This is a genomic window from Agathobaculum desmolans ATCC 43058, assembly GCF_000701665.1.
In the GTDB taxonomy this organism is placed as follows: Bacteria; Bacillota; Clostridia; order Oscillospirales; family Butyricicoccaceae; genus Agathobaculum; species Agathobaculum desmolans.
This window is the reverse complement of the sequence record NZ_JNJN01000024.1, coordinates 21,734-44,409: the sequence shown is the minus strand read 5'-3', so window position 1 is coordinate 44,409 and position 22,676 is coordinate 21,734. Positions and strand designations below refer to the sequence as shown.

The window sequence follows — 22,676 nt, the reverse complement described above, 5'->3', positions numbered from 1 at the left end:
ATCATCCACACTGCCAATTCCGCTAAGATACTCTTCAATGCAATGAATCTTAAATTCCTTGGAATACCTTCTGTTTCCACTTACAAAGGCTTCAATACCGTTCGCTTCGTACTTGGATATCCATCTATATATCTCGTCACGATTCATTCCATAAACATCTTGTAATTGAGAATAGGCAACCTTACCCGACTTATACGCTTCTATGATTTCTATTTTCTTCTCTGGAGTGAATTTTATTTTGCCCATAAAAAATCCTCCTAAAGTAGATTTTGGTTTTTTCCATGGTCTACTTTAGGAGGATCATATCATATATCCTGACTCTTTATACTTTTGCGCCGCAAATGCTTGTTTTATGCGTGCTGCCGCGCGTATTGCGAACGCCCCTCAACAAAAATACTTTTTCGGCTATCCGCTCCGCTTCTCTTTTCCCATTTTCCTACCCATGTTCAGTGAAATTCCAACACATTCTATCGGTCTGCGATGCAAGCTCCTCCGATCCCATTATAAACGCATATGGCAGATTAACCGCACCGCATCCGCCAACTGCCGTTCCCTCCGTGCAAAAAAATACCGGTATGCTTCGCAATAACAATTTAATCCGACAGTGCTGTCTGATAACACCGCACGGTCCCGGCGACATCCGTTCCGGCACAGCGGCAGCCAACGGCATTGCCGGCATTCCTCTGGTATGTCCAATGATGCCTTGACAAACCGTTCCGCCACTGCTCCCTGCTGCATTTCCGCAAAGCTTACATCTCCCACTGTACCCATCCGCCACGCATCCGTTACGTAAAAATCGCAGGGATACACTCCGCCGTCTCCTTCTATCACAAACTGCACCGAACAACGCCCCATCATATTGCAGGCCTCTGGCTGTTCCCCCAACAAAATTCCCAGCCAGTTATCCAAGTGGCGAATACTGATATATTGTCCTGCGCGCAGATCCTCATACCACAAATCAAATAGACGAACCAAGAATTTACCATATTCCTGTGCCGATAAATGGTACTGCTCTACACCGCGCTCCTGCTCCAACGGTTCCAAACATGGAATGAATTGCAGCCAGCGGAAGCCCTGCTTTTTATAAAACCGATAAATCTTCTCCACTGATTTGGCATTTCGTCCCGTTACTACACACAAAATATTGAAGTCCACATGATATTTCTCCAACAGCCGTGCAGCGCGCATCACTCGGTTGAATGTACCGTGTCCCCCCGCATCGAGTCGGTTGCCATTGTGCAGTTCAGCTGGACCGTCCAAGGACAACCCGACCAAAAAATGATGCTCGGCAAAAAAAGCTGCCCATTCATCATCCAGCAGATACCCATTGGTCTGTATCGCATTTCGAATTTGCACATCCGGCCGCGCCATTTGCCGCTGCATATTCACCACCCGACGATAAAAATCCAATCCTGCTAATGTTGGCTCACCACCCTGAAAGGCAAATGAACATAAATGCTCGGCATACGCCATTCCTGCCTGAATGACCTGTTGCATTCTGTCCAGTGAAAGCATCCCTTCAAACGCATGCTCCCTGTGGGATGCCACATCTTTATAAAAGCAGTACCGGCACGCCATATTACAGGCTGAAGACGCAGGCTTGATCAAAATATTCACCGGCGGCACTTTTCCACACACCTCTCGAGTTTGTTATCCGCATTATAACACGTCAACCTTTCTGTCGCAATTGTTCTTCAACAAGAACCCGATAGCCTGAAAAAATGGGTCAATAAAGCAAAATCTGTCGTCCCCCTATGCCATTCACTTCACACAACAAAAGGGAGGCCACCGGCCTCCCTCAGTCTGTTAAGCAGGATTGTGCAAACGAACCTTTGCATATATCCCTTACAATATGTAAACCTGCGTTGTCTCGTACACCTCGTACACCCGCTTGAGAGAAGCCATCTCCGTACCCGGCAGACGGCTGCAGGCGCGCGCCGTTGCCACGGCAAAACGGCCCATCTCGTCAAACTTCAGCCCCTTGCTCATTGAGTTGGCGATCGCGCCGACCATCGCATCGCCCGTGCCGACCGCGCCCTCGTCATAGATCTTGGGATTGGTGTTGATATACAGCGCTTCGGATTCATCCTTGGAAACCAGCACCGCGCCCTCCTGGCTCATGGAAACGCACACCGCGCGCGCACCCATATCCAGCATCTTACGGGCCGATACCAGTACAACATCGGGATCCGCCGAAGCTTTTTCGCCCACGGCCTCGGCCAGCTCGAAGATATTCGGCTTGACGAAATCCGGCCCGCAGCCCAGCGCCTCAAGCAGCAAATCACCCTGCGCGTCAATAATCAGCTTGCAGCCGCGCTTTTTGATGGTCTTGCACAGCTTGCGGTAATTCTTCAGCGGAAAGCCCGGCGGTGTGGAACCGGCCAGCACGAAAATATTGCCCTCGTGCAGGTAGCTCTCCATCCGGTCAAGCAGGCGCAGAAAATCCGCGTCGTCCAGCTTGCTGCCCGGCTCGTTTATCTCGGTATGGCCGCCCTGTGCATCGATGATCTGCGTGTTCACACGCATCTGACCCGCAATATCCACAAAATCATGGTGAATATCCGCACTGGTCAGCATATCCTTTATCACGCGGCCGTTTGTGCCCGCCGTAAAGCCCAGCGCAACACTGTCGCCGCCCAGCGCCTTGACCGCGCGGGATACATTGATCCCCTTTCCGCCCGGTTCCAAATAGCTGGACACCGCACGGTTGAGCTTACCGACCGTCAGCGGATGTTCGATCCGCAGGGTGCGGTCCAGCGCAGCGTTGAGCGTTATCGTGATAATCATAGAGCGCCTCCTAAGTATTTTTCTTTGCCATTCTATTTTAACGAATCGGAGCGGCAATGTAAATGCTTTTTGAAAAATTACAAAAAAACCCGGAAGAGGTTTTTCCTCAAAAGCCCATTTCCGCCAGTTCACGTACAAGCTGTACAAAAAAACGCGGCGGTGAAAAAGCAGCAGTATCCCGCCGGGGCACATCCACAATCTGCCGGTGGGATACCCCCTCCAGCGTGCCGCGCCAGCGCCCCCACCGGGCAGAAGCAGGCGTAACCAGCCCGTCACTGTCCCCATGCGCCGGATAAAACAGGCCGCGCGTGAGCAGCATCGCACCATCCGTATGCGCGCGTCCGAGCCGCGCCCCCCAGCTTTGATAATACACGCAGGCAGCATCCGGGTTTTCCCGGTTGAACCGCGCAAGATACGCCGGCGTCAGCTGTTCCCCCGCGCGCAGCGAATCCGGACAGGCATCCCCATACCGCGCCCAGAACGCATCGTTGCCCCGCGCCCACAGCGCCACCGCCGGCCGGGCATACAGCAGCATCTCCGCCACGCGCGAGCCGCGGTTGGGCGTGGAAAGCATGGTCAGCGATGCCACGTGCCGCCCGTGCCCCAAGGTGGAGATCAAGTAGCGTGCCTCCAGCCCGCCTTTGGAGTGCGCAATGATATTGACGCGGCTGCAATCCTGCTCCTGCAGCATACGGTAAAGCACCTGTTCCAGCCGCGCCGCGCCGTTTTCGATGCTGCCCCATGCGTCCTGTCCGCCCATATAAACCACCGCGCCCCGATCGCGCAGCAGTTGAGGCACCCGTCCCCACGGCGGATGGCGCACGCCGCTGTCCGGCGCGGCCAGACCGTGTGCCAGCAAAATGGGGTATTTGGTCTTACAGTCCTGTTTCATCGGCTTCTCACTTATGATACTTGCCGCCCGCGGCAATATTGCACGCACGGTACAGCTGTTCGAGCACCATCACCCGCGCCAAATGGTGCGGAAATGTCATCGGTGACATGGAAAGGCGCAGCGCCGCCCGCTGCTTGATCTGTTCGGCCAGTCCGCACGAGCCGCCGATCACCAGACAGAGCCGGCTTATGCCGCACACCGTCTGCCGGCTGATCCAGTCTGCCAGCTGCTCGGAGGACATCGGCCGCCCCTCCACACACAGCGCGATCAGCGCCGCCCCCTGCGGCAGCTTGCTCTCGATCAGCGCCGCCTCGCGGTCGAGCGCCTGCCGGATCTCCCCCTCGCTCGGCTCCTGCGGCAGCCGCTGCTCAGGCAGCTCAAGGATTTCCAGCTTGCAGTACGCCCCCAGCCGCTTGGCATATTCGCGCACCGCCTCCGCCCAGAATTTTTCCCCCAGCTTGCCAACGCAGATCAACCGGACAGAGAGCATGACATATCCTCCTCCAGCGGGACCGGTTCTCCCATGCAGCCGGCCGGCGCCACCTGCACCGCGCACGCCGGCAGACCGCGCAAAGCGGCCATCGTCTGCTGGAGCGCCAGCTCCGGTATGTTATTTTTCTCACTCAAATGCGCCAGCACGATGCTGCGCGCCCCGTTTTTGACCAAATCGGCAGCAAATACCGCACAGTCCGGGTTGGACAAATGCCCGGCGGGTCCGGATACCCGCAGCTTGAGCGAATAGGGATACGGTCCCGCCTGCAGCATATGCGGATCGTGATTGCTTTCCAGCACGACGGTGCCGCAGCCGCGCAGCAAACCTGCGGCCTCCCGCGGGACAAAGCCCAGATCGGTGGCAAAGCCGAACCGGCTCGTCCCGTCCGACAGGATATAGCCGACGCTGTCCGCCGCGTCATGCGGGGTGGCAAACGTCGTCACATCCACGCCGCGCACCCAAAACCCGTCGCCGCTGTCGAATTCCTGCAGGCGGTCAGCACATTCCGGCTGTTTTTCCGCCAGCACCTGCGCCGTCCCGCGCGAGGCAAACACCGGCACACGGGTCTTTTTCAGAAACATCGGCAGGCCTTTCACATGATCGATGTGTTCATGCGTGAGCAGCACAGCGGAAAGCTCCTCCGGCCGCAGCCCCACCCCGGCCAGCGCTGTTGTGATCCGACGGAAGGAGATGCCCAGATCGATCAGGATCGCCGCATCCTCCGTTCTGTATAAGCCGCAGTTTCCGGTCGAACCGCTTGCTATGCTGTAATAGTACCGTTCCGCCACTGGTCAACCTCCATCATAAAAAAGCCGCGAACCCGGTTCGCGGCTGCGTCTGTCGAAAGGCTTGTGTTTTTTCGACCAACTGTGTTTGGGCTTCCTTCCATACAAGCGGGAAACGCTTTCTCCGCGGGAAAAGTACCCTCCTCCGAAGGATCGCCCGCAAGCTGTGTCCCGCTGCCGCTCTATACGGCATACCGCGGGCAGATCCCGTCTGCCGGAACCTGTCCGCACAGCCAAGGGAGCTTGTGCCCCCCTGTGCCGTTTATGCGCGTTCCGCCGCGCCCATCGACTCGGGGATCTCGGAACGGTACATATCCGCGCCAAGCGCCACAAACTTTTCTACCAATGTTTCGTAGCCGCGCTCGATGTTCTGCACCTGCTCAACCTCGGTCACGCCCTTGGCAGCCAGGCCGGCGATCACCATCGCCGCACCCGCACGCAGATCGTGCGCACGCACCGGCGCGCCGGTAAACTCAGGCACGCCCTCGATCACGGCAATTTTGCCGTCCACGTGGATGTTCGCACCCATGCGGGCCAGTTCTTCGGTATAGCGGTAGCGGCTGTCCCACACGCCCTCGGTCACGATGCTTGTGCCCTCCGCCAGACAGAGCGCTGTGGTCATCTGGGGCTGCATATCGGTCGGGAAGCCGGGATACGGCATGGTTTTCAGGTTGGTCTTGGTCAGCCGGCCCTCGCGGCGAACCAGCACCGCATCGTCAAACTCGGTCACCTCGACGCTCATCTCCTTGAGCTTGGCCGTGATGCATTCCAGATGCTTGGGGATGACGTTTTTGACCAGCACCGAGCCGCCGCACGCGGCGACCGCCGCCATAAACGTGCCCGCCTCGATCTGATCCGGAATGATCGAATAGGTGATGCCGTGCAGGCGCTCCACGCCGCGGATCTTGATCACATCCGTGCCCGCGCCCTTGACGTTTGCACCCATTGCATTGAGGAAATTCGCCAAATCGACGATATGCGGTTCCTTCGCGCAGTTCTCCAGCACGGTCTGTCCCTTGGCCAGCACCGCCGCCAGCATAATGTTCATCGTTGCGCCAACCGACACTACATCAAAATAGATATGTGCGCCGTGCAGGCCTTCCTCCGGTGCTTCCGCACGGATGTAGCCGCCCTTGGGCAGCGTGACCTTAGCGCCCAGCGCCTCAAAGCCCTTGATATGCTGATCGATCGGCCGCACACCGCCGAAGTTGCAGCCGCCGGGCATTGCAACCTCAGCATAGCCATACTTGCCGAGCAGCACGCCCAGCAGATAATAGGAGGCGCGCAGCTTGCGCTCCAGCTCATGCGGCTTGAGGCTCGGATTCTGGGAGTTCTGGATCTCCACCGTTGTTGCATTGATCAGGCGGACCTGCGCCCCCAGTTCGCGCATGATCTCAAGCTGCAGGGTCACATCAATGATCTTGGGCACGTTTTCAATGCGAACCGGGCCATCCGCCAGCAGAGCTGCCGGCACAATCGCAACCGCTGCATTCTTTGCGCCCGAGATCGTTACCTCGCCATTGAGCGTTTTACCGCCGTTGATTACATACTTGGTCAAAATCTACCTACTCCTCACTATTGTTACACATGGAAGCGCCGCGTCCATCTGTCATATACCGTATTCTATGTACGCAGGCGCCTGCGGGTGCGTGCGTGCATCAACTCATCATTTTATTTTACCACATTTTTTGAGAAAGGAAAGATTTTTTTCACTCTTCCTGCTCAATCAGCGTTTTTTTAGCACAATCCACCAAATATTCGCCCTGATCGGTCGTAATCTTCCAAGTAGGTGTAAGTTGTGTGCGTCGGCTGCTGTCCGTCTGCATCCGGTAACCCACTGTCATATTCAGCACACAGCCCTTCTGCTCGCTGCGCGCGGCAAAATCCAGCAGCGCGTCCGCCGCAATGCAGGGCGTGCCGCTTGCGCGCACGGTGGTATACGGGGTGCCGAAGCTCCACCGGCCGGTGAGCGCCGCACGGCCCGTGCCGTAAAACCGCAGGGACAGCGCCCGGTTATGCACCGGCAGCCCGGCAACCGTTCCGGTCATCGTTACCGTGCCGTCCGCCGCTGTAAGCACCGCATCCTCCGCCTGCAGGCCCCATGCAGCAAACAGCCGGCGTGCCAGACGCAGCGCTGCCGCATCCCCATCGGGCGTTTCGGCGCCGGTATCGCAGTCCGCCTGCACGGTGCCGTCCACCTGCCACTCGACCGTGCCGTCCGCGCCTGCAAAACGCACGGTGCCGTCCTCCTGCTCGATGCGCTCGGTCACCGCGCCCAGCATCGCCGATGCCGTATTTTCCTCATCCGCACGGCTGCGGTCGAGCGAAAGGGTCGGCAGCTCACTGTCCCGCGGCAGCCGGAAAGCGTCATCCAGCGTCAGCCCATAGCCGGAAAGCAGCTGCTCCACATCAGCCGCCAGCCGCTGCGCATCCTGCCGGTTCTGCCACATTTTCATACCAAAATTCCCCAGCAGGAACAAATTGACCGCCAGCAGGATCGCGATCAGGATATTCTTTACTTTTCCCCACTGCAAGCTGTCCACCTCCCTGCGGGATCAGCCGCGCCGCCGGTTTCAGGCCGCCGGCGCGGTATGGTTCCAATAAAAGCGCTGCGGAATACAGGTCTTGTCCTGCATCCGGTAAGCAACGATCATGCCGCACATTTCTTCCGACGTACCGGCAGCCGCCTGCCGTGCCGGCAGCACGGTGCGCCGCGTCTGTGACGCCCGGAAGCGCTGCAGGCGGATGGTTGCGGATATCAGCGCGCCGCGTTCAAAGGTGAATACGGCAAAGTCCTGTGCGCCGAGCAGCGGCACCCCACCGTACATCTGCATGAACACCAGCGTGGTCTTATCCTGCGCCTGTGCCGCGGCATACAGGGAAGCATGCGTGCCGGTATCGCACGCCAGCAGCACATTATCCAACAGCTGTCGTGCGCAGTCCAGTTGGGCGTCCAGCACAGCCGAACCGCTGACCTCCCCCTCGTTATAGGCGCGCACCGCACTGTCCTCACCTGCGGCGGCAAACTGCAGCAGCCCTGTGCCATTCACGCGCAGTGTGCTCACATTATCGACAAATACGCGCACCTGATCGTTCTGTTCGGAATAAAAATCAGTATACGCGGTAAATTCAAAGGCTGAAAGCATGCCTTCCAGCCCGCCGGATGCCGGCGCGAACAGGTCAAGGGGTTCCACCGTCAGCAGCGGCAGGGAAAGCATTTCCCGCTCGAACAGCAGGCTTTCGGGATAAACGGCATACGTCTCCCCGGCAAAGCTGCACGGCTGTCCGCGGAACGCCTGCTGCGCCTCCCGTAGAGCCGCCTCCTCTGCCCGTGCAGGGGCGGCATACAGTGCGCCGTCCGCCGTGCGGACAAACAGCGTCCCGCTGCCCGCCGTGTATACCAGCGTTTCCGCAGCAAGATTCGCCCCCTGTTTCCACGTGCCGCCCATCCAGCCGGCAACCGCGCTGAGCGGAATGCCGCCGTGGTAGCGCAGCACCGCGCAGTCCCCGGCCTGTATGGCAGCCAGCAGCGCACTTTCGCTGACAGCCTCCAGCGCGCCATCAGCCAGCACCTGCGCCCACAGCGGACGCACCGCCGCCATGCCTTCATCCACATCATTCAGATTATACTGCACACCGTACAGCGTGCCGTCCACGGTCAGGGCCAGCTGCGCCGGCTGCGCCGCCGCCAGTCCGGAAGAGCGCACCTCGTATCCAAACGCGCCGCCATACAGGGAATCATACAGGCGGTGCGCCGGACTGTCGGCCGGCATCTGCCCCATATTCACGCCGGACAGCCAGTTCGCCGCGCAAAGCAGACCCAGCAGCAGCACCAACAGCAGCAGCGATACATTCTTCACCGTGTTTTTGACCGAGCGATCCGCACCGTTCATACCGGCCCCTCCTCCCCGTTGGGCATCAGGTCGGTCGGTAGGGTGATCGTTACGGTCGTACCGCTGCCGTATTCGCTGGCCAGCGCGATCTTACCCTCGTGCTGCTCAACGATCTCCTTGGCGATCGCCAGCCCCAGTCCGGTGCCGCCTGCCGCACGGCTGCGCGCCTTGTCCACACGGTAAAAGCGTTCAAACAGGCGCGGCACATCCGCCGCCGGGATCCCAACGCCGTCATCCTCCACCCGGATACGCACCCGGTCATGCGGCAGGGCGCGGGCGCTCAGGCTGACATGCCCGCCCGACGGCGTATACTTGACCGCATTGGACAAAATATTCACCACAACCTGCTCGATCCGTTCGCGGTCCCCCACCAGCGGCGGCAGATCGTCCGGTGCATCCACGGTCAGGGTCAGGCCGCCCTCCTGCGCGGTAAGCTGCATGGCCTTGGCCACATTGCGCAGCATATCATGCAGATGAAAGCGCGTCATCCGCAGCTCCATCCGGCCGTAATCCAGCTTGGAAAGCGTGAGCAGATCGGTTACGATACGCGCCATGCGTTCGCTTTCGCCCGAAATCACGCCTAAAAACTGCTTTTCGGTATCCAGCGGGATATCGCCCGCCGTATCCAGCAGCGTTTCGGTATAGGAACGGATATTGGTCAGCGGCGTGCGCAGCTCATGCGACACATTGGCCACAAATTCCCGCCGTGCATCGTCCAGCCGGCGCTGCTCGGTGATATCGTGGATCACCGCGATCACACCGCCCTCGCCGTCCAGTGCGCCGTAGGGCGCCAGCGTAATCGAGAGCACGCGTCCGCGGTGCGTGATCTCACTGGTGAGAAAGGTGCGCATGGCCGTTTCATCCGAATTTGGCATTTCCAAATCGGCAAACAGCTCATCAAAGGTCAGTCCGTCCTCCATCCGCACGCCGAGCAGCGTTTCTGCCGCCGGATTCATGTGGATCAGCCGCCCTTCTGTGTTGAACGCGGCTACCCCGTCGGTCATATGCAAAAACATGGTGGAAAGCTTGTCCCGCTCGCCCAACAGTTCCCCAACCGTATTTTTCAGCTGGCCTGCCATGTAGTTGAAGGAACGGGTCAGCTCGCCGATCTCATCCGACGACTGCACCCCCAGCTTCTGGTCAAAATTGCCCTCTGCAACCGACCGCGCCCCTTCGGTGATGCGCTCGATCGGCGTTGTGATGGTTTTGCTCAGCAGAAAGGACAGCAGGATCGCCGCCAGCAGACCGAACATCATCGCCTGCATCACGATTTGGAAAAACCGCCACGACAGATCGGAAATCGTCTGCTTGTCATCCGCCACATAGATGATGTAATCCACGGCGCCGTCGTCATCCTTGTCGATCGGCACGGCGATATCCATAATGCTGTCGGAAACGCCCGACCGCGTTCCCGTGCCGCCCGCCATCGCAGCAATGATATTGCTGGTGCGCGTCACCGTCAGGTTGGGGTTAGAGCCGTCCAGATACCGGCCCTGTCCGTCCAGAATGTAATAGTTGCGGTAATCATCAATACCCAGCGCACTTGCGTGGGATTCTAAAATCGTATGCAGTCCCTCGGTGCCCGGTTCAGCCGCAGCCTCGCGCAGGGAATCCATCAGGTCGGCCTGATTAAACACCCCCTGCATCTGCTCATAAAAGCTGTCCAGATAAAAGGTGCTGACACTGTTGATCAAAAAGGTACCGACCACCGCCATCACCGAAATGATCATCAGCACCAAGATGAGCACCAGCTTCATATGCAAGGACCGAAACATTTGACACCTCCGAAAATCGTTTGGAACCGCATCCGCAAACGAGCGGCCTTATCGCGCAGCAGGCGGCCAAAGCCGTGCTGCATCCGTACACGCAGCACGGCACATGCCGCCGCTTCTCTGTATAAAACCGCACGGCAGCCCTTCCGGCTGCGCCGCAGCACACGGTTTGCCGGAAGACATGCTTTCCCTTATGCCTCTTCGCCGGCGTAATAATAGCCCATGCCGCGCTTGGTCATGATATACTGCGGGCTGGCAGGCTGATCCTCTACCTTTTCGCGCAAACGGCGGATGGCAACATCGACCGCGCGCAGATCGCCGTAATATTCATAGCCCCACACCTGCTCCATCAGCTCCTCGCGGGAGAAAACGCGCCCGGGTGCAGCCGACAGGAAGCACAATATATCAAATTCCCGTGCGGACAGTTCAAGCGCCCGCCCGTTTTTGTATACCATCCCATTATCGCGCGAGATGCGCAGACCGCTCGCAGGCATTGCGGGTTTTTCCCGCTCCTCGCCCGAAAGCGAGCGGCGCATATTCGCCTTAACGCGCGCCATCAGCTCCCGCATGGAAAACGGCTTGGTGATATAATCATCTGCGCCCAGCTCCAGCCCGAGCACCTTATCGGTTTCCTCCTCGCGGGCGGTCAGCATAATGATCGGGGTTTCGTTCTGCTCCCGCACGCGGCGGCAGACCTCAAAGCCGTCCATCCCGGGCAGCATCACGTCCAGCAGGATCAGGTCGGGCGTATCTTCCAACGCCCGGCGCAGCCCTTCCGTACCGTCATACGCAACCAGCGTATCATAGCCCTCGCGCTGTAGGTTGAACACCAGAATATCTGCAATGGCCTTTTCATCCTCAACGACCAGAATCTTTTTCTTGTCCATATTTCCTCCTCATCCGAAGGTCATATTTCAAACAGCGAATCACTTTGCCATTCGGGGCGTCGAAAAGCGGCTTCTTTCCGAACCGCTTTCCGTATATAGGGGACTTTGAAGCCCCTTAATGGGGCAAAAGCCCTTTCAGCTTCGCCCGATACATCGCCACGATGGTTTTGGCGTCGCGGATCTCATCCCGGGCGATCATCGCCTCGACCTCCGCGGCCGGCAGGCGCACCACCTCGACGAATTCATCCTCATCCGGCTGCATCTCGCCCTCGGTCAAATCAAGCGCGGCAAACAGATGCACCACCTCGGTCAAAAAGCCCGGCGACGGATACTGCGCCCCAAGCGGCACGATCCGTCCGGCGGTGCAGCCGGTCTCCTCGCGCAGCTCACGTGCGCCGCAGTCCGCGATAGACTCGCCCTCGCCGTGATCCAGCTTACCGGCCGGGATCTCCAGCAGTTCCTCCCCATACGGGTAGCGAAACTGCCGCACCAGAATCACATTGCCGTCCCGGTCGATGGGCAGCACACCCACCCCGCCGACATGCTCACACACCTCGCGCGGCGCCTTATGCCCGTTGGGCAGCAGCACCTCATCGAGCCGCGCTTTCATGATCTTCCCCTCAAAAAAATACTGATGGGAAAGCTGTTTTTCCTTCATATCCATCGCTCACACCTCATTTTCCAAGCGTTCCGTCACGGAGCACCAAAGCAGCGCAGCAAAAATGCGCTTTCCGGCGGCACCGTCAGATGAATACCGGTATCATCCTGGCTGTCATATTCGCATGTGCTGAACATCTCCACTGCATACAGCGCGTCGATCTGCGCTTTCTGCGGCTGCAAGCCGCGGTTGACCAGCACAATGATACGCGAACGGTCGCTGTACCGCTCATACTGCAGCAGGTTACCCTGACAATCGCGGAAGCGCAGCCCACCGCGGTTCAGGGTATCGCTCTCCGCGCGCAGCTCGCACAAGCGGCGGTAAAAGGCCAGGATCTCCCGATCCTCCGCCCCCCACGGATATGTGCGGCGGTTAAAGGGGTCCTCAAACCCCTGCCGTCCGGCTTCATCTCCGTAATAGATGGTAGGCGAACCGGGCATGGTGAACTGGATCACCGCTGCCAGCGCCAGCTTGCGGCGCGCGGTCTTCAGCCGCTCCGGCGGCAGCGCATAGTGGGCGCGGCCGTCCCGGTCCATGTGCCCTTCCTCCTCGGACACACCGAGCAGCGTGAGCGCACGCGGCGTATCATGCGTGCCGATGATATTCATCAGGTTATAAAACACATCCCGCGGATAGTTTTCCCGGATGCACTCCACGCTTTCGGCAAAATGCTCAGCGGTGCCGCCGTTCAAAAACGCAAGGATCGCGTCCCGCAGCGGGTAATTCATCACAGAATCCAGCTCGCCGCCCTGAAAATAACGGCGGCGCTCGGAATAGGCGATCTTGTTGGAGGCATCCTCCCACACCTCGCCAATGATGAGCGCATCCTCTTTTTCTCGTTTGGCCGCCGCATTCAGCCCGGCGATAAAGCTGTCCGGCAGCTCATCGGCCACATCCAGCCGCCAGCCGGACGCGCCCAGCCGCAGCCAGCGGCGCACCACGCTGTCCGCATCTCCAAAGATAAAATCCTGATAGCTTTTCTCCTGCTCGTTGACCTGCGGCAGCGTGTAGATCCCCCACCACGAGCCGTACCGATCAGGCCACTGCTGAAAATCAAACCACCGGTAGTAAGGGGATTCCTGCGACTGGTGCGCGCCCACACTGTGATACCGGCCGCGCGCATTGAAGTACCGGCTGTCATATCCGGTGTGGTTGAACACACCGTCCAGCACCACGCGCATCCCACGGGACGCAGCCTCGCGGCATAGGGTGCGGAAATCCTCCTCCGTGCCAAGCTGCGGGTCGATCCGCAGGTAATCACCGGTGTCATACCGGTGGTTGGAGTACGCCTGAAAGATCGGATTGAAGTAGATCGTCCGCACATGCAGGCTTTCCAGATAATCCAGCTTGCTGATCACGCCGCGCAGCGTGCCGCCGAAAAAGTCGTTATTCAGGATCTCACCGTTTTCATCCGGGCGGTAAACCGGGATATCATCCCAGTTTTCATGCAGCACACGGGGCGCCATGCCCTCGCCCTCGGGCTGAACAGGCATACGATCCCGACAGAAGCGATCCGGAAAGATATTATAGGTGATCCCTTCCCCAAACCAGCGCGGCGGCTGATAGGCGGGATCATATACCGTCAGCTGGTACTTATCGCCCGGCGCATCCAAAATCTCCGACCGGCCGCCATAGCCGCGCGCGCAGTAGCGCGGGCCTTCCGCGGTATCCAAGGTGAAATAATACCAGTAAAGCCCCGGCTGCGGCGGTGTAAAGGTCGTATGATAGCGGTCGCGTGCGCCGGCCAAACCGAACCAGCGCATAGGAAATGCCTGCGGCGTGCCGCCGTCCTCCTCGATCCACAGGGTGATGTGCTCCGTGCCCTGCTCCCGCAGGGGATAAGCGGAAAATTCTACCGGCTGCCCGGCCGGCACTGCGCCGTAGGGCGACTTACACTCCGGATCACGGGAACGAAACATACAGTCGGGATAATAACTCAAGTGATTTCCCCCAAACATCATCAGAATATTTGCGATAATACACAATACAGTATAGCACAAACCAGCCAACAGGTAAACAAAAAACACCCTCCGGCACGCATCCCCACCCGCTCACCCCGTTGACAGAGATACGAATTCGTATTATAATAAAATCCGAATTCGTATTATTACAGGGGCAGCGCCCCGATTCCCCGCACAGGAGGCTCCCTACCCATGCAGATCAAATTATCCGATCATTTTACCTATCGCAAACTGCTGCGGTTCACGCTGTCCTCGGTGGTCATGATGGTATTCACCTCGGTTTACAGCGTGGTGGACGGCCTGTTTGTTTCCAATCTGGTGGGCGATCTGGCGCTGAGCGCAGTCAATATCATGTTCCCGCTGGCAATGATCGTGGGCGCATTCGGCTTTATGCTGGGCACGGGCGGCAGCGCCATCGTGGCGCGCACGCTGGGCGAGGGGCAGCCCGCACTCGCCAGCCGCTATTTTTCCATGATTATCTACGCGGTCATCCTGCTCGGCGCAGTGCTGACCGCGGGCTGCCTGCTGTTTCTGGAGCCGCTGGCGCGGCTGGCCGGCGCAAGCGACCTGCTGCTGCACGACTGCCTGGTCTACGGCGGCATCCTGCTGGGCGGCAGCGTGCCGTTTATGCTGCAAACCACCCTGCAAAGCTTTTTTGTGGTGGCGGAAAAGCCGCATCTGGGTCTGTTTCTGTCGATTGCGGCGGGCGCGACCAACATGGTGTTCGACTATATCCTGATCGCGGTATGCGGCCTCGGCGTGGCGGGCGCGGCAATCGCCACCGTGCTGGGATATCTGGTCGGCGGTGTGCTGCCGCTGCTGTATTTCCTGCGCCCGGGCCGCGATGGTCTGCGCCTGACCCGCACCCGTCTGTATGGACGCGAATTGCTGCAGGCCTGCGTGAACGGTTCCTCCGAGCTGATGAGCAACATCTCCTCTTCCTTTGTCGGCATCCTGTACAACATCCAGCTGATGCGCCTGATCGGAGAACTGGGCGTAGCCGCCTATTCGGTTATGATGTATGTGGATTTTGTGTTTATTGCGGCCTTTCTCGGTTTTTCACTCGGCAGTGCGCCCATTATCAGCTTCCATTACGGTGCGGACAACCACGCCGAGCTGAAAAACGTATTCCGCAAAAGCATGGCCGTGATCGGCGTGACCTCCTGCGCGATGGTCCTGCTGAGCGAAGTGCTCAGCCGCCCGCTGTCCGCCGCATTCGTCGGCTACCACCCTGAGCTGCTCGAGCTGACCGTGCACGGCTTCCGCCTGTTCGCGCTGTGCTACCTGTTTTCCGGGATCAACATTTACGCTTCCGCGTTTTTTACCGCGCTGTGCAACGGCGGCCTGTCCGCCCTGATCTCCTTCCTGCGCACCCTGCTGCTGCGCGGCGGCATGGTGCTGCTGATGCCGCTGCTGTTCGGTCTGGACGGGATCTGGACGGCAGTCATCGCCGCGGAGGGGATTGGTGCGGTCATCTCGCTTGCCCTGCTGTGGTATAAACGGAAAACCTATCATTATGGCTGAGCAGATCGCAGTGCCGCAGCCTGTTACAAGATAAAAGTATAAACCGTCAGGCAAATGCCTGACGGTTTATACTTTTCTGACGCCCGCGGCAATCTATCGCCGCAATGCGGTTATGAGGTTTTCTTCTGCGCGATCACACGCGCGATGTAAGGCGGCACCTCGCTGACCGGGATGCCAAGGGCAACCGCCAGCTCACCGTGCAGCAGATCTTCCGCCCGCTTGCGGTAACGCTGGTCGATCTGGCTGACACGCCTCCCGCCCCGCTTGGATCTGGCGTAAACCGTTTTGATGAGCTGCACCAGATCGCGGCAGTCATGGCTTTGCAGCGCCGCCTGATAGTGCTCACTGGACAGCCGCGCACTGTGCGAGGTAAACGAATCCTCCTCAATCGAAGGGATGGAAGCGATCAGGTTCTCCGCCTGCGCACGTGTGATGACCGGACGGGTAAACACCGGTGAGTCGGTGGGGATATAGATCGTTTCCGTACCGGAGACCGGGGTAAGCTTATAATACAGCCGTTCTTCCTCCGCAGCAAAGGGCGGCGTGCCGACGCCTTCCACCCTGCAAACGCCGCTGGTGCCGTAAACGATAAATTCCCCCGCCTGATACATGATAAACCTCCTCACAAAACGGTTGCGCGGCAGCGTCCTACACGCTGCCGCTTTGCTATTCTATTTCTATTATAGCACCTTTTCCGATCAAATGTAAGGAATAAATTATTTTTTCGTGCACAAATCCAGTTGTTCTGCGGTTTCGTGCAGCAGGCAGAAGTGCATATGGTCGCATATTTCGCCGTTATACAGAAGCTCGGCGCGGCGCAGCGTTCCCTCATAACAGAAGCCGCATTTTTCCAGCACACGGCGCGACCTATGATTCTCCGGATAGCAGGTTGCCGATACCAGATCGAGCCGCAGCCGGTCGAAGCCGAACCGCAGCACGCAGCGCACCGCCTCGGTCATATAGCCCTGCCCCCAGTAATCCCTGCCCAGCGAGTAGCCGAGCGCCCGGGCCGAGCCGTACTGCCGCGCCCCGTCCGCAATCAGCCCGACCGAGCCGAGCAGACGGCTGTCCGCCCGCCGTTCGATCGCCCACACCGTGGGCTGATCCAGAAATACCAGATGCAGGATATCGGCCGATTCCTCGACGCTCTCATGCGGCTTCCAGCCCGCGCTGCGGCCTACCTCCTCCTCGCAGGAGCATGCATACAGTGCTGCCGCATCCTCCTCGCGGAACGGCCGCAGCAGCAGCCGTTCGGTTCGTAATTCCATGTTCACGTTTCCTTTCGTATCTTACGCCGCAGCGCCAGCAGGTACAGCAGCCAAAGCAGTGCATACACCGCCAGCGCTGACAGACCAACCCGCGGCATCCATAAAAACGCACCGGACGGCGGCGGGCCCAACACTGCCCAAAACACAAAGAGCACGCCGAAGCCGTCTATCCAAACATATTTGACCACATTGGCCAGCAGCGCCGTAACCGCCAGCAGACCGGCGATCGCAGCCGTCGTCGCCCATGCGCACGGCAGCCGCCGCGCCGCCCAGGGATACCAAAAGCCAAACAGCACATACAGCACGCTTATCATCACATAGCGCGCCGTGATATCCCCATTCCAAAAGGCGGCAAAATTGGCGGCGCAGCAAAGGGCATGTACGCCCAGCGGGATCAGCATTCCTACCGCAGTATCCTTCTGTGCCATCGCGCTTCCTCCTCCGGTGCTTCCGTATTTGCAAAATCCCCCGGCCACAGCCGGGGGATCGTATTTCGCCGAAGCCGGTACGCGTTTTCCGCGCAGACCGGTCAGAATGCGAAATTGGTCTTCACACGCCAAATATTCTGCGCATACTCCGCAACCGAACGGTCGGATGCAAAGCGGCCGGAATTGGCAATGTTCATCAGCGACATATAGTTCCAGTTTTCCGGACGGCGGTACATCTCGCCCACACGCTCCTGCGCGACTGCATAGGAAGCAAAGTCCTTCAGGGACATATAGCGGTCCGCCGGTCCGCCGTTGCCGCCGTGCAGCAGCAGGTTAGCCAGATCGGTATAGTCCACCCCGTCGCCGAAGCCATGGATCATGTGATCCATCACGCCGCGGATAACCGGATCGTTCTGGTAAATGACCATCGGCTCGTAGTTGCCGGAAGCTGCGAGCGCCTCCGCCTCGGGTGTTTCCATACCGAAGATAAAGATATTCTCGCGGCCGACTGCTTCGCAGATCTCCACATTCGCGCCGTCCATCGTGCCGATGGTGAGCGCGCCGTTCATCATGAACTTCATGTTGCCCGTACCGGAAGCTTCCTTGCCCGCAATCGAGATCTGCTCGGAAACCTCGGCCGCCGGCATGATCATCTCCGCCAGAGAAACCTTATAATCCTCAATGAACACAACCTTGAGCTTATCGCCGATATCCGGATCGTTGTTGATCAGGTTGGACAGGGAGTTGATGAGCTGAATGGTCTTTTTCGCCACCGCATAGCCCGGCGCCGCCTTGGAACCGAAAATAAAGGTGCGCGGCACAAACGGCATGTGCGGGTTTTCCTTGAGCTTATGGTACAGCGAAATAATGTGCAGGATGTTGAGCATCTGGCGCTTGTACTCATGCAGGCGCTTCACCTGTACGTCAAAGATCGAGTCCATATTGACCTCGATGCCGTTATGCTCCTTGATATAATCGGCCAAACGCTGCTTATTGTCGCGCTTGATCTCACCCAGACGCGCGAGCAGGGCGGTATCGCTGCCGTAGTTGGCCAGCACCTGCAGCTCGGACGGGTGCTTGCGGTAGCCCTTGCCGATCTTGCTTTCGATCAGCTCTGCCAGTGCGGGGTTGGCCTCGCACAGCCAGCGGCGGTGCGCAATGCCGTTGGTCACATTGCAGAACTTGGAAGAGTAAATCTTATAGAAATCATTGAATACACGGTTCTTAAGGATCTCGGAATGCAGCGCGGATACGCCGTTGATCGAGAACGAGCCGGCAATCGCCAGATGCGCCATGCGGACCGTACCGTCCGCCACGATGGCGAGCTTGGAGATCTTCTGGAAATCATTCGGGAAGTAGCTCCACAGCTCCTTGCAGAAGCGCTCGTTGATTTCGTAGATGATCTGCATGACGCGGGGCATCAGCTCCTGCAGCAGCGATACCGGCCAGCACTCCAACGCCTCCGGCATAACCGTGTGGTTGGTATACGCAACCGACTGGCTGGTGATATTCCACGCATTCTCCCAGCTCATATCGTTCTCGTCCATCAGGATGCGCATCAGCTCGGGGATGACCAGCGTCGGGTGGGTATCGTTGATGTGCAGCACATGCTTGTGCGCAAAATTCTCCAGCGTGCCGTACTTGGCCTTGTGCTTGGCGCAGATGTCCTGCAAGGTAGCAGAAACAAGGAAGTACTGCTGCTTGAGGCGCAGGGACTGGCCCTCGCGGTGATTATCCTCGGGGTAGAGCACCATCGAGATAGTTTCCGCCATCGCGTGCTTTTCCAGCGCCTTGAGGTATTCGCCCGAAGAGAACAGCTTCATATCCAGCGCGATCGGGCTTCTGGCCTCCCACAGGCGCAGGGTAGCGACATTGTCGGTATCATAGCCGGAAACCGGCATATCATACGGCACCGCGAGCACCGGCGTATAATCGTGGTACTTGACGACCAGCTTGCCGCTTTCATCAAAGTAGCTGTCCACCGTGCCGCCGATTTTGACCTCGCGGGTGTCATCCATCGCAGGGATGTGCCACACATCGCCCGATGCCAGCCAGGAATCCGGCAGCTCGACCTGCTTGCCGTCCTCGATCTTCTGCTTGAAAATGCCGTGCTCATAGCGGATGGAGTAGCCCGTGCCGCGCACGCCGGTGGTGGCCATGCCGTCCATATAGCAGGCCGCCAGACGGCCCAGACCGCCGTTGCCGAGACCGGGGTCGGCCTCTTCCTCAAAGATATCGGCCATCTCGTAGCCCATTTCCTTCAGTGCTTCGGTCATCGCCGGCAGAATGCCGAGGTTATAGGCATTGTTGCGCAGGCTGCGGCCGACCAGAAATTCCATGCACAGGTAGTGCACCTGCCGCTCTCCGTTCTTTTCAACTTCGTTCTGCGTCTCGATCATATGCTCGGTCAGGGCGTCGCGTACGACGAGGGCGCAGGCTTCGTAAACCTGTTCCTTGGAAGCATCGGCAACCTCGCGGCCGAAATGGCGCTGCAGCTTGCCTGCGATCGCTTCCTTCAAAGCGGTTTTTGTGTACTGATACTTTGGCATGGTATTTCTTTTCTCCTCACGTTAAATTGCTTTGCGCCGGTTTACCAACCCAGTGCGGTATGATAAACCTCAATATATTTATCAGCCGAGCTGCCCCAGCTGAAATCGCTGTTCATTCCCTGCATCATCAGCTTGTTCCATGCAGGTTTGTTGTAGCGGAACACGCCGCAGGCTTCGCGGATAACATGCAGCATATCGTGTGCATTGTAGCTGGCAAAGGTAAAGCCGTTGCCGGTGCCCGCATAATCGACGAATGCGTGCACGGTATCCTTCAAGCCGCCGGTTTCACGCACAATCGGGATCGTGCCGTAGCGCAGCGCGATCATCTGCGCCAAACCGCACGGTTCAAACTTGGACGGCATCAGGAACATATCCGAGCCGGCATAAATGCGGTTGGCCAAATCGCCCGAGAACATGATGGACGCGGAAATATTGTTCGGATAGCGGCGCTTGGCCTCCAAAAACATCTGCTCATAGCGCCAGTCGCCCTTGCCGAGCACGATCAGGCGCACATCATCCGACAGGATATCGTGCAGCACCGCTTCGATCAGATCCAGACCCTTCTGATCCACAAAGCGGGTGACCATACCGATTACCGGCGTATTCTCGTCGCCCTCCAGCCCGCACAGCTTGAGCAGCTCCAGCTTGTTGACCTTTTTGCCCTCCGGATCCTTGGGGCCGTAGTTTTTGAACAGCTTGGGATCGGTCTGCGGATCAAACGCATCCATATCGATACCGTTAAGGATGCCGTGCAGCTTATAGCTGTTCATGCGCAGCACGCTGTCCAAACGGTAGCCGTAAAACTCGGTCTGGATCTCGCCCGCATAGGTGGGCGATACCGTAGTGACCGCTGTGGACGCCACGACCGCCGCCTTCATCAGGTTTACGTCGCCGTCCATCGCCATAAAGCCCGAGCGGAAGTGTGCATCGTCGATGCCGAGCACATACTCAAGGATCTCGCGGCCGTAGCGCCCCTGATACTGGATATTGTGAATGGTAAATACAGTTTTGATATTCTCATAGAAAGGCCGCGCAGAGAACATCAGGTTGTAATACACCGGCACGAGCGCGGTCTGCCAATCGTTGCAGTTGATGACATCCGGCTTCCAGTCCAGATCGGGCAGCACCTCCAGCACAGCCTTGGAATAATAGGCGAAGCGTTCTGCGTCGTCATATTCCCCATAGACCTGGCTGCGGGAGAAGTAATACTCGTTATCAATAAAATAATAGGTCACGCCGTCCGCTTCATAGCGGAACACACCGCAGTACTGATTGCGCCAGCCCAAACGGACATAGGCGTTTTTAAGGTAATAGAACTTCTCGCGCCACTCCTGACTGATCGCCGAATACAGCGGGCAGAACACGCGCACATCGTGTCCCTTGGCGGCCAGCGCCTTTGGCAGCGAGCCGGCCACATCGCCCAAACCGCCGGTTTTAACGAAGGGGGCGCATTCGCTGGTAACGTACATGATTTTCATAAGAGCCGATCCTCCCGACTGGCAGATGCGGAAGCGGGTTTTCCGCCTCCGCACCGTTACGTTCTTATTATACTAAATTCTCGCTTCCCGCAATATAGGGATTTTTCACGAACATTTTTCTCTTTGCAGGTTCGTTTTAGCCTATTTGCAAGGAATTTTACGTATTTTTATCACACAGTCGCATTCTTGGCGATCGTGATGGGGTAATTTTCATGCCCCATCATGGTGCGTCCGTTACGGATCACCACATTGCGGTCGGTGATTACATGGCGCAGCGAAGCCTCGGACAGGATGCGGCCGCCCTCCATGATAATGCAGTCCTTGACCTCGGCGCCCTTTTCCACAACCACGTCGCGGAACAGCACGCAGTTCTGCACATGGCCTTCGATCGTGCAGCCGTCCGCGATCAGGCTGTCCTCCACCACGGCCTTATCGCCGTAATATGCAGGGGATTCATCTTTAATGCGGGTCAGGATCGGACGGGTGCGCTTGAACACCTCGTTGCGCACCTCCTTATCCAGCATATCCATGTTGGAACGGAAATAGTCCGCTGTGTCCTCGACCTTCATCGCATATTCATTGAACAGGTAGCCGGCCACGGTACCGTCGATCAGCGCACGGGAGAGGAACTCGCGCTCAAAGTGGATGCAGTTATGCGTAACGCACTCGGACAGCATATGGATCAGATACTGGCGGCTCATCACGTAAACGCCGAGCGACTCGTGCTTGCACTTGCCCTCGTTGGAGTCACCCACGCGGATATCCACCGCTTCCTTTTTGCGGTTGAGCTCCACATATGTACCAAAGGGAGAATCCTTATGTTTTTTCACACATACCATGGTCAGATCCGCGCCGGATTTCTCATGGCGTTCAACCACTTCGTCCAGCGGGATATTGGCAACGATATCGCCGTCCGCCACAACCACGTAATCCGCCTTGTTCTTCTGCAGGAAGTCGACCGCGCCGGCCAGCGCATCGATCTTGCCGCGGTACTCGCCGGTTACCAGCGGGGAAGCCTTTTGGGAATAGGAATACGGCGGCAGCAGGGTCACGCCTGAATTCTTTCGGGACAGATCCCAATCCTTTGCATTGCCGATATGGTCGATCAGGGACTGGTACTTATCCTTCATCAGCACGCCCACGCGGTAGATGCCGCTGTTTACCATGTTGGACAGCATAAAGTCAATGATGCGGTATCTTCCGCCCCACTGCACCGCGCCTACCGTGCGGTGCTCGGTGATCTCGCGGAGATCGTTGTCGTTATCAAAAGCAATAATAATACCCAATACGCTCTTCAACAT

At 58.1% G+C, this 22,676-nt stretch carries 20 protein-coding genes; 1 reads left to right on the top strand and 19 read right to left on the bottom strand.

Annotated elements, in window-relative coordinates; translation table 11 throughout:
• From T363_RS0107655 to T363_RS0107590, 13 genes are all read right to left on the bottom strand, one after another.
• The coding region (locus T363_RS0107655) for a helix-turn-helix domain-containing protein (protein WP_031474787.1) at positions 1–246 on the bottom strand (246 nt) is incomplete at its 3' end.
• Between the two features lie 255 nt (positions 247–501).
• On the bottom strand, positions 502–1,617 hold the full coding sequence (locus T363_RS0107650) for an anaerobic sulfatase maturase (RefSeq protein ID WP_278247002.1): 1,116 nt from the start codon (positions 1,615–1,617) through the stop codon (positions 502–504).
• A 228-nt stretch (positions 1,618–1,845) separates the two neighbouring features.
• Positions 1,846–2,787, bottom strand: coding sequence for a 1-phosphofructokinase family hexose kinase (locus T363_RS0107645; protein WP_031474785.1), 942 nt, complete (start codon positions 2,785–2,787; stop codon positions 1,846–1,848).
• A 106-nt stretch (positions 2,788–2,893) separates the two neighbouring features.
• Complete coding sequence (locus T363_RS16265; RefSeq protein WP_031474783.1) at positions 2,894–3,679, bottom strand: lipase family alpha/beta hydrolase; 786 nt, start codon at positions 3,677–3,679, stop codon at positions 2,894–2,896.
• Between the two features lie 7 nt (positions 3,680–3,686).
• The gene (rlmH, locus tag T363_RS0107635) at positions 3,687–4,169 is read right to left on the bottom strand and encodes a 23S rRNA (pseudouridine(1915)-N(3))-methyltransferase RlmH (protein ID WP_031474781.1); all 483 of its coding nucleotides are present in this window, start codon (positions 4,167–4,169) and stop codon (positions 3,687–3,689) included.
• Entirely contained in the window at positions 4,151–4,960 is an 810-nt protein-coding gene (locus T363_RS0107630; RefSeq protein WP_034971979.1) for an MBL fold metallo-hydrolase, read from the bottom strand. Before T363_RS0107630 ends, rlmH begins: the two co-directional genes overlap by 19 nt.
• 259 nt (positions 4,961–5,219) lie before the next feature.
• Positions 5,220–6,515: a UDP-N-acetylglucosamine 1-carboxyvinyltransferase gene (locus T363_RS0107625; protein WP_034971978.1), complete on the bottom strand. Its 1,296-nt coding sequence runs from the start codon at positions 6,513–6,515 to the stop codon at positions 5,220–5,222.
• A 151-nt stretch (positions 6,516–6,666) separates the two neighbouring features.
• Positions 6,667–7,491 carry a two-component system regulatory protein YycI gene (locus tag T363_RS0107620; RefSeq protein ID WP_031474776.1) on the bottom strand — a complete coding sequence of 275 codons (825 nt, stop codon included), beginning with the start codon at positions 7,489–7,491 and terminating at the stop codon, positions 6,667–6,669.
• A gap of 39 nt (positions 7,492–7,530) precedes the next feature.
• Positions 7,531–8,850 carry a hypothetical protein gene (locus T363_RS0107615; protein ID WP_031474775.1) on the bottom strand — a complete coding sequence of 440 codons (1,320 nt, stop codon included), beginning with the start codon at positions 8,848–8,850 and terminating at the stop codon, positions 7,531–7,533.
• Positions 8,847–10,625 carry a HAMP domain-containing histidine kinase gene (locus tag T363_RS0107610; protein WP_031474773.1) on the bottom strand — a complete coding sequence of 593 codons (1,779 nt, stop codon included), beginning with the start codon at positions 10,623–10,625 and terminating at the stop codon, positions 8,847–8,849. The genes T363_RS0107615 and T363_RS0107610 overlap by 4 nt, the downstream gene beginning before the upstream one ends.
• 188 nt (positions 10,626–10,813) lie before the next feature.
• A complete protein-coding gene (locus tag T363_RS0107600; RefSeq protein ID WP_031474771.1) occupies positions 10,814–11,509 on the bottom strand; it encodes a response regulator in 696 nt (231 codons plus the stop codon).
• 115 nt (positions 11,510–11,624) lie between these two features.
• Complete coding sequence (locus T363_RS0107595) at positions 11,625–12,173, bottom strand: NUDIX domain-containing protein (RefSeq protein ID WP_031474769.1); 549 nt, start codon at positions 12,171–12,173, stop codon at positions 11,625–11,627.
• A gap of 29 nt (positions 12,174–12,202) precedes the next feature.
• The gene (locus T363_RS0107590) at positions 12,203–14,107 is read right to left on the bottom strand and encodes an alpha-amylase family glycosyl hydrolase (protein WP_161645953.1); all 1,905 of its coding nucleotides are present in this window, start codon (positions 14,105–14,107) and stop codon (positions 12,203–12,205) included.
• A 213-nt stretch (positions 14,108–14,320) separates the two neighbouring features.
• Here T363_RS0107590 and T363_RS0107585 point away from each other — a divergent pair, with 213 nt between their 5' ends.
• Positions 14,321–15,652: an MATE family efflux transporter gene (locus T363_RS0107585; protein WP_031474766.1), complete on the top strand. Its 1,332-nt coding sequence runs from the start codon at positions 14,321–14,323 to the stop codon at positions 15,650–15,652.
• A gap of 110 nt (positions 15,653–15,762) precedes the next feature.
• On the opposite strand, the gene T363_RS0107580 is transcribed toward T363_RS0107585, so the two are convergent.
• From T363_RS0107580 to glgD, 6 genes are all read right to left on the bottom strand, one after another.
• Positions 15,763–16,263, bottom strand: a complete 501-nt coding sequence (locus tag T363_RS0107580) for a CarD family transcriptional regulator (protein WP_031474764.1) — start codon at positions 16,261–16,263, stop codon at positions 15,763–15,765.
• Positions 16,264–16,368: 105 nt separating this feature from the next.
• A complete protein-coding gene (locus T363_RS0107575; protein WP_034971975.1) occupies positions 16,369–16,920 on the bottom strand; it encodes a GNAT family N-acetyltransferase in 552 nt (183 codons plus the stop codon).
• Between the two features lie 2 nt (positions 16,921–16,922).
• A complete protein-coding gene (locus T363_RS0107570) occupies positions 16,923–17,348 on the bottom strand; it encodes a hypothetical protein (protein ID WP_031474761.1) in 426 nt (141 codons plus the stop codon).
• A gap of 101 nt (positions 17,349–17,449) precedes the next feature.
• A complete protein-coding gene (locus tag T363_RS0107565; protein ID WP_031474759.1) occupies positions 17,450–19,897 on the bottom strand; it encodes a glycogen/starch/alpha-glucan phosphorylase in 2,448 nt (815 codons plus the stop codon).
• Between the two features lie 41 nt (positions 19,898–19,938).
• A complete protein-coding gene (gene glgA, locus T363_RS0107560) occupies positions 19,939–21,375 on the bottom strand; it encodes a glycogen synthase GlgA (protein WP_031474757.1) in 1,437 nt (478 codons plus the stop codon).
• Between the two features lie 170 nt (positions 21,376–21,545).
• Positions 21,546–22,676, bottom strand: a complete 1,131-nt coding sequence (glgD, locus tag T363_RS0107555) for a glucose-1-phosphate adenylyltransferase subunit GlgD (RefSeq protein WP_031474755.1) — start codon at positions 22,674–22,676, stop codon at positions 21,546–21,548.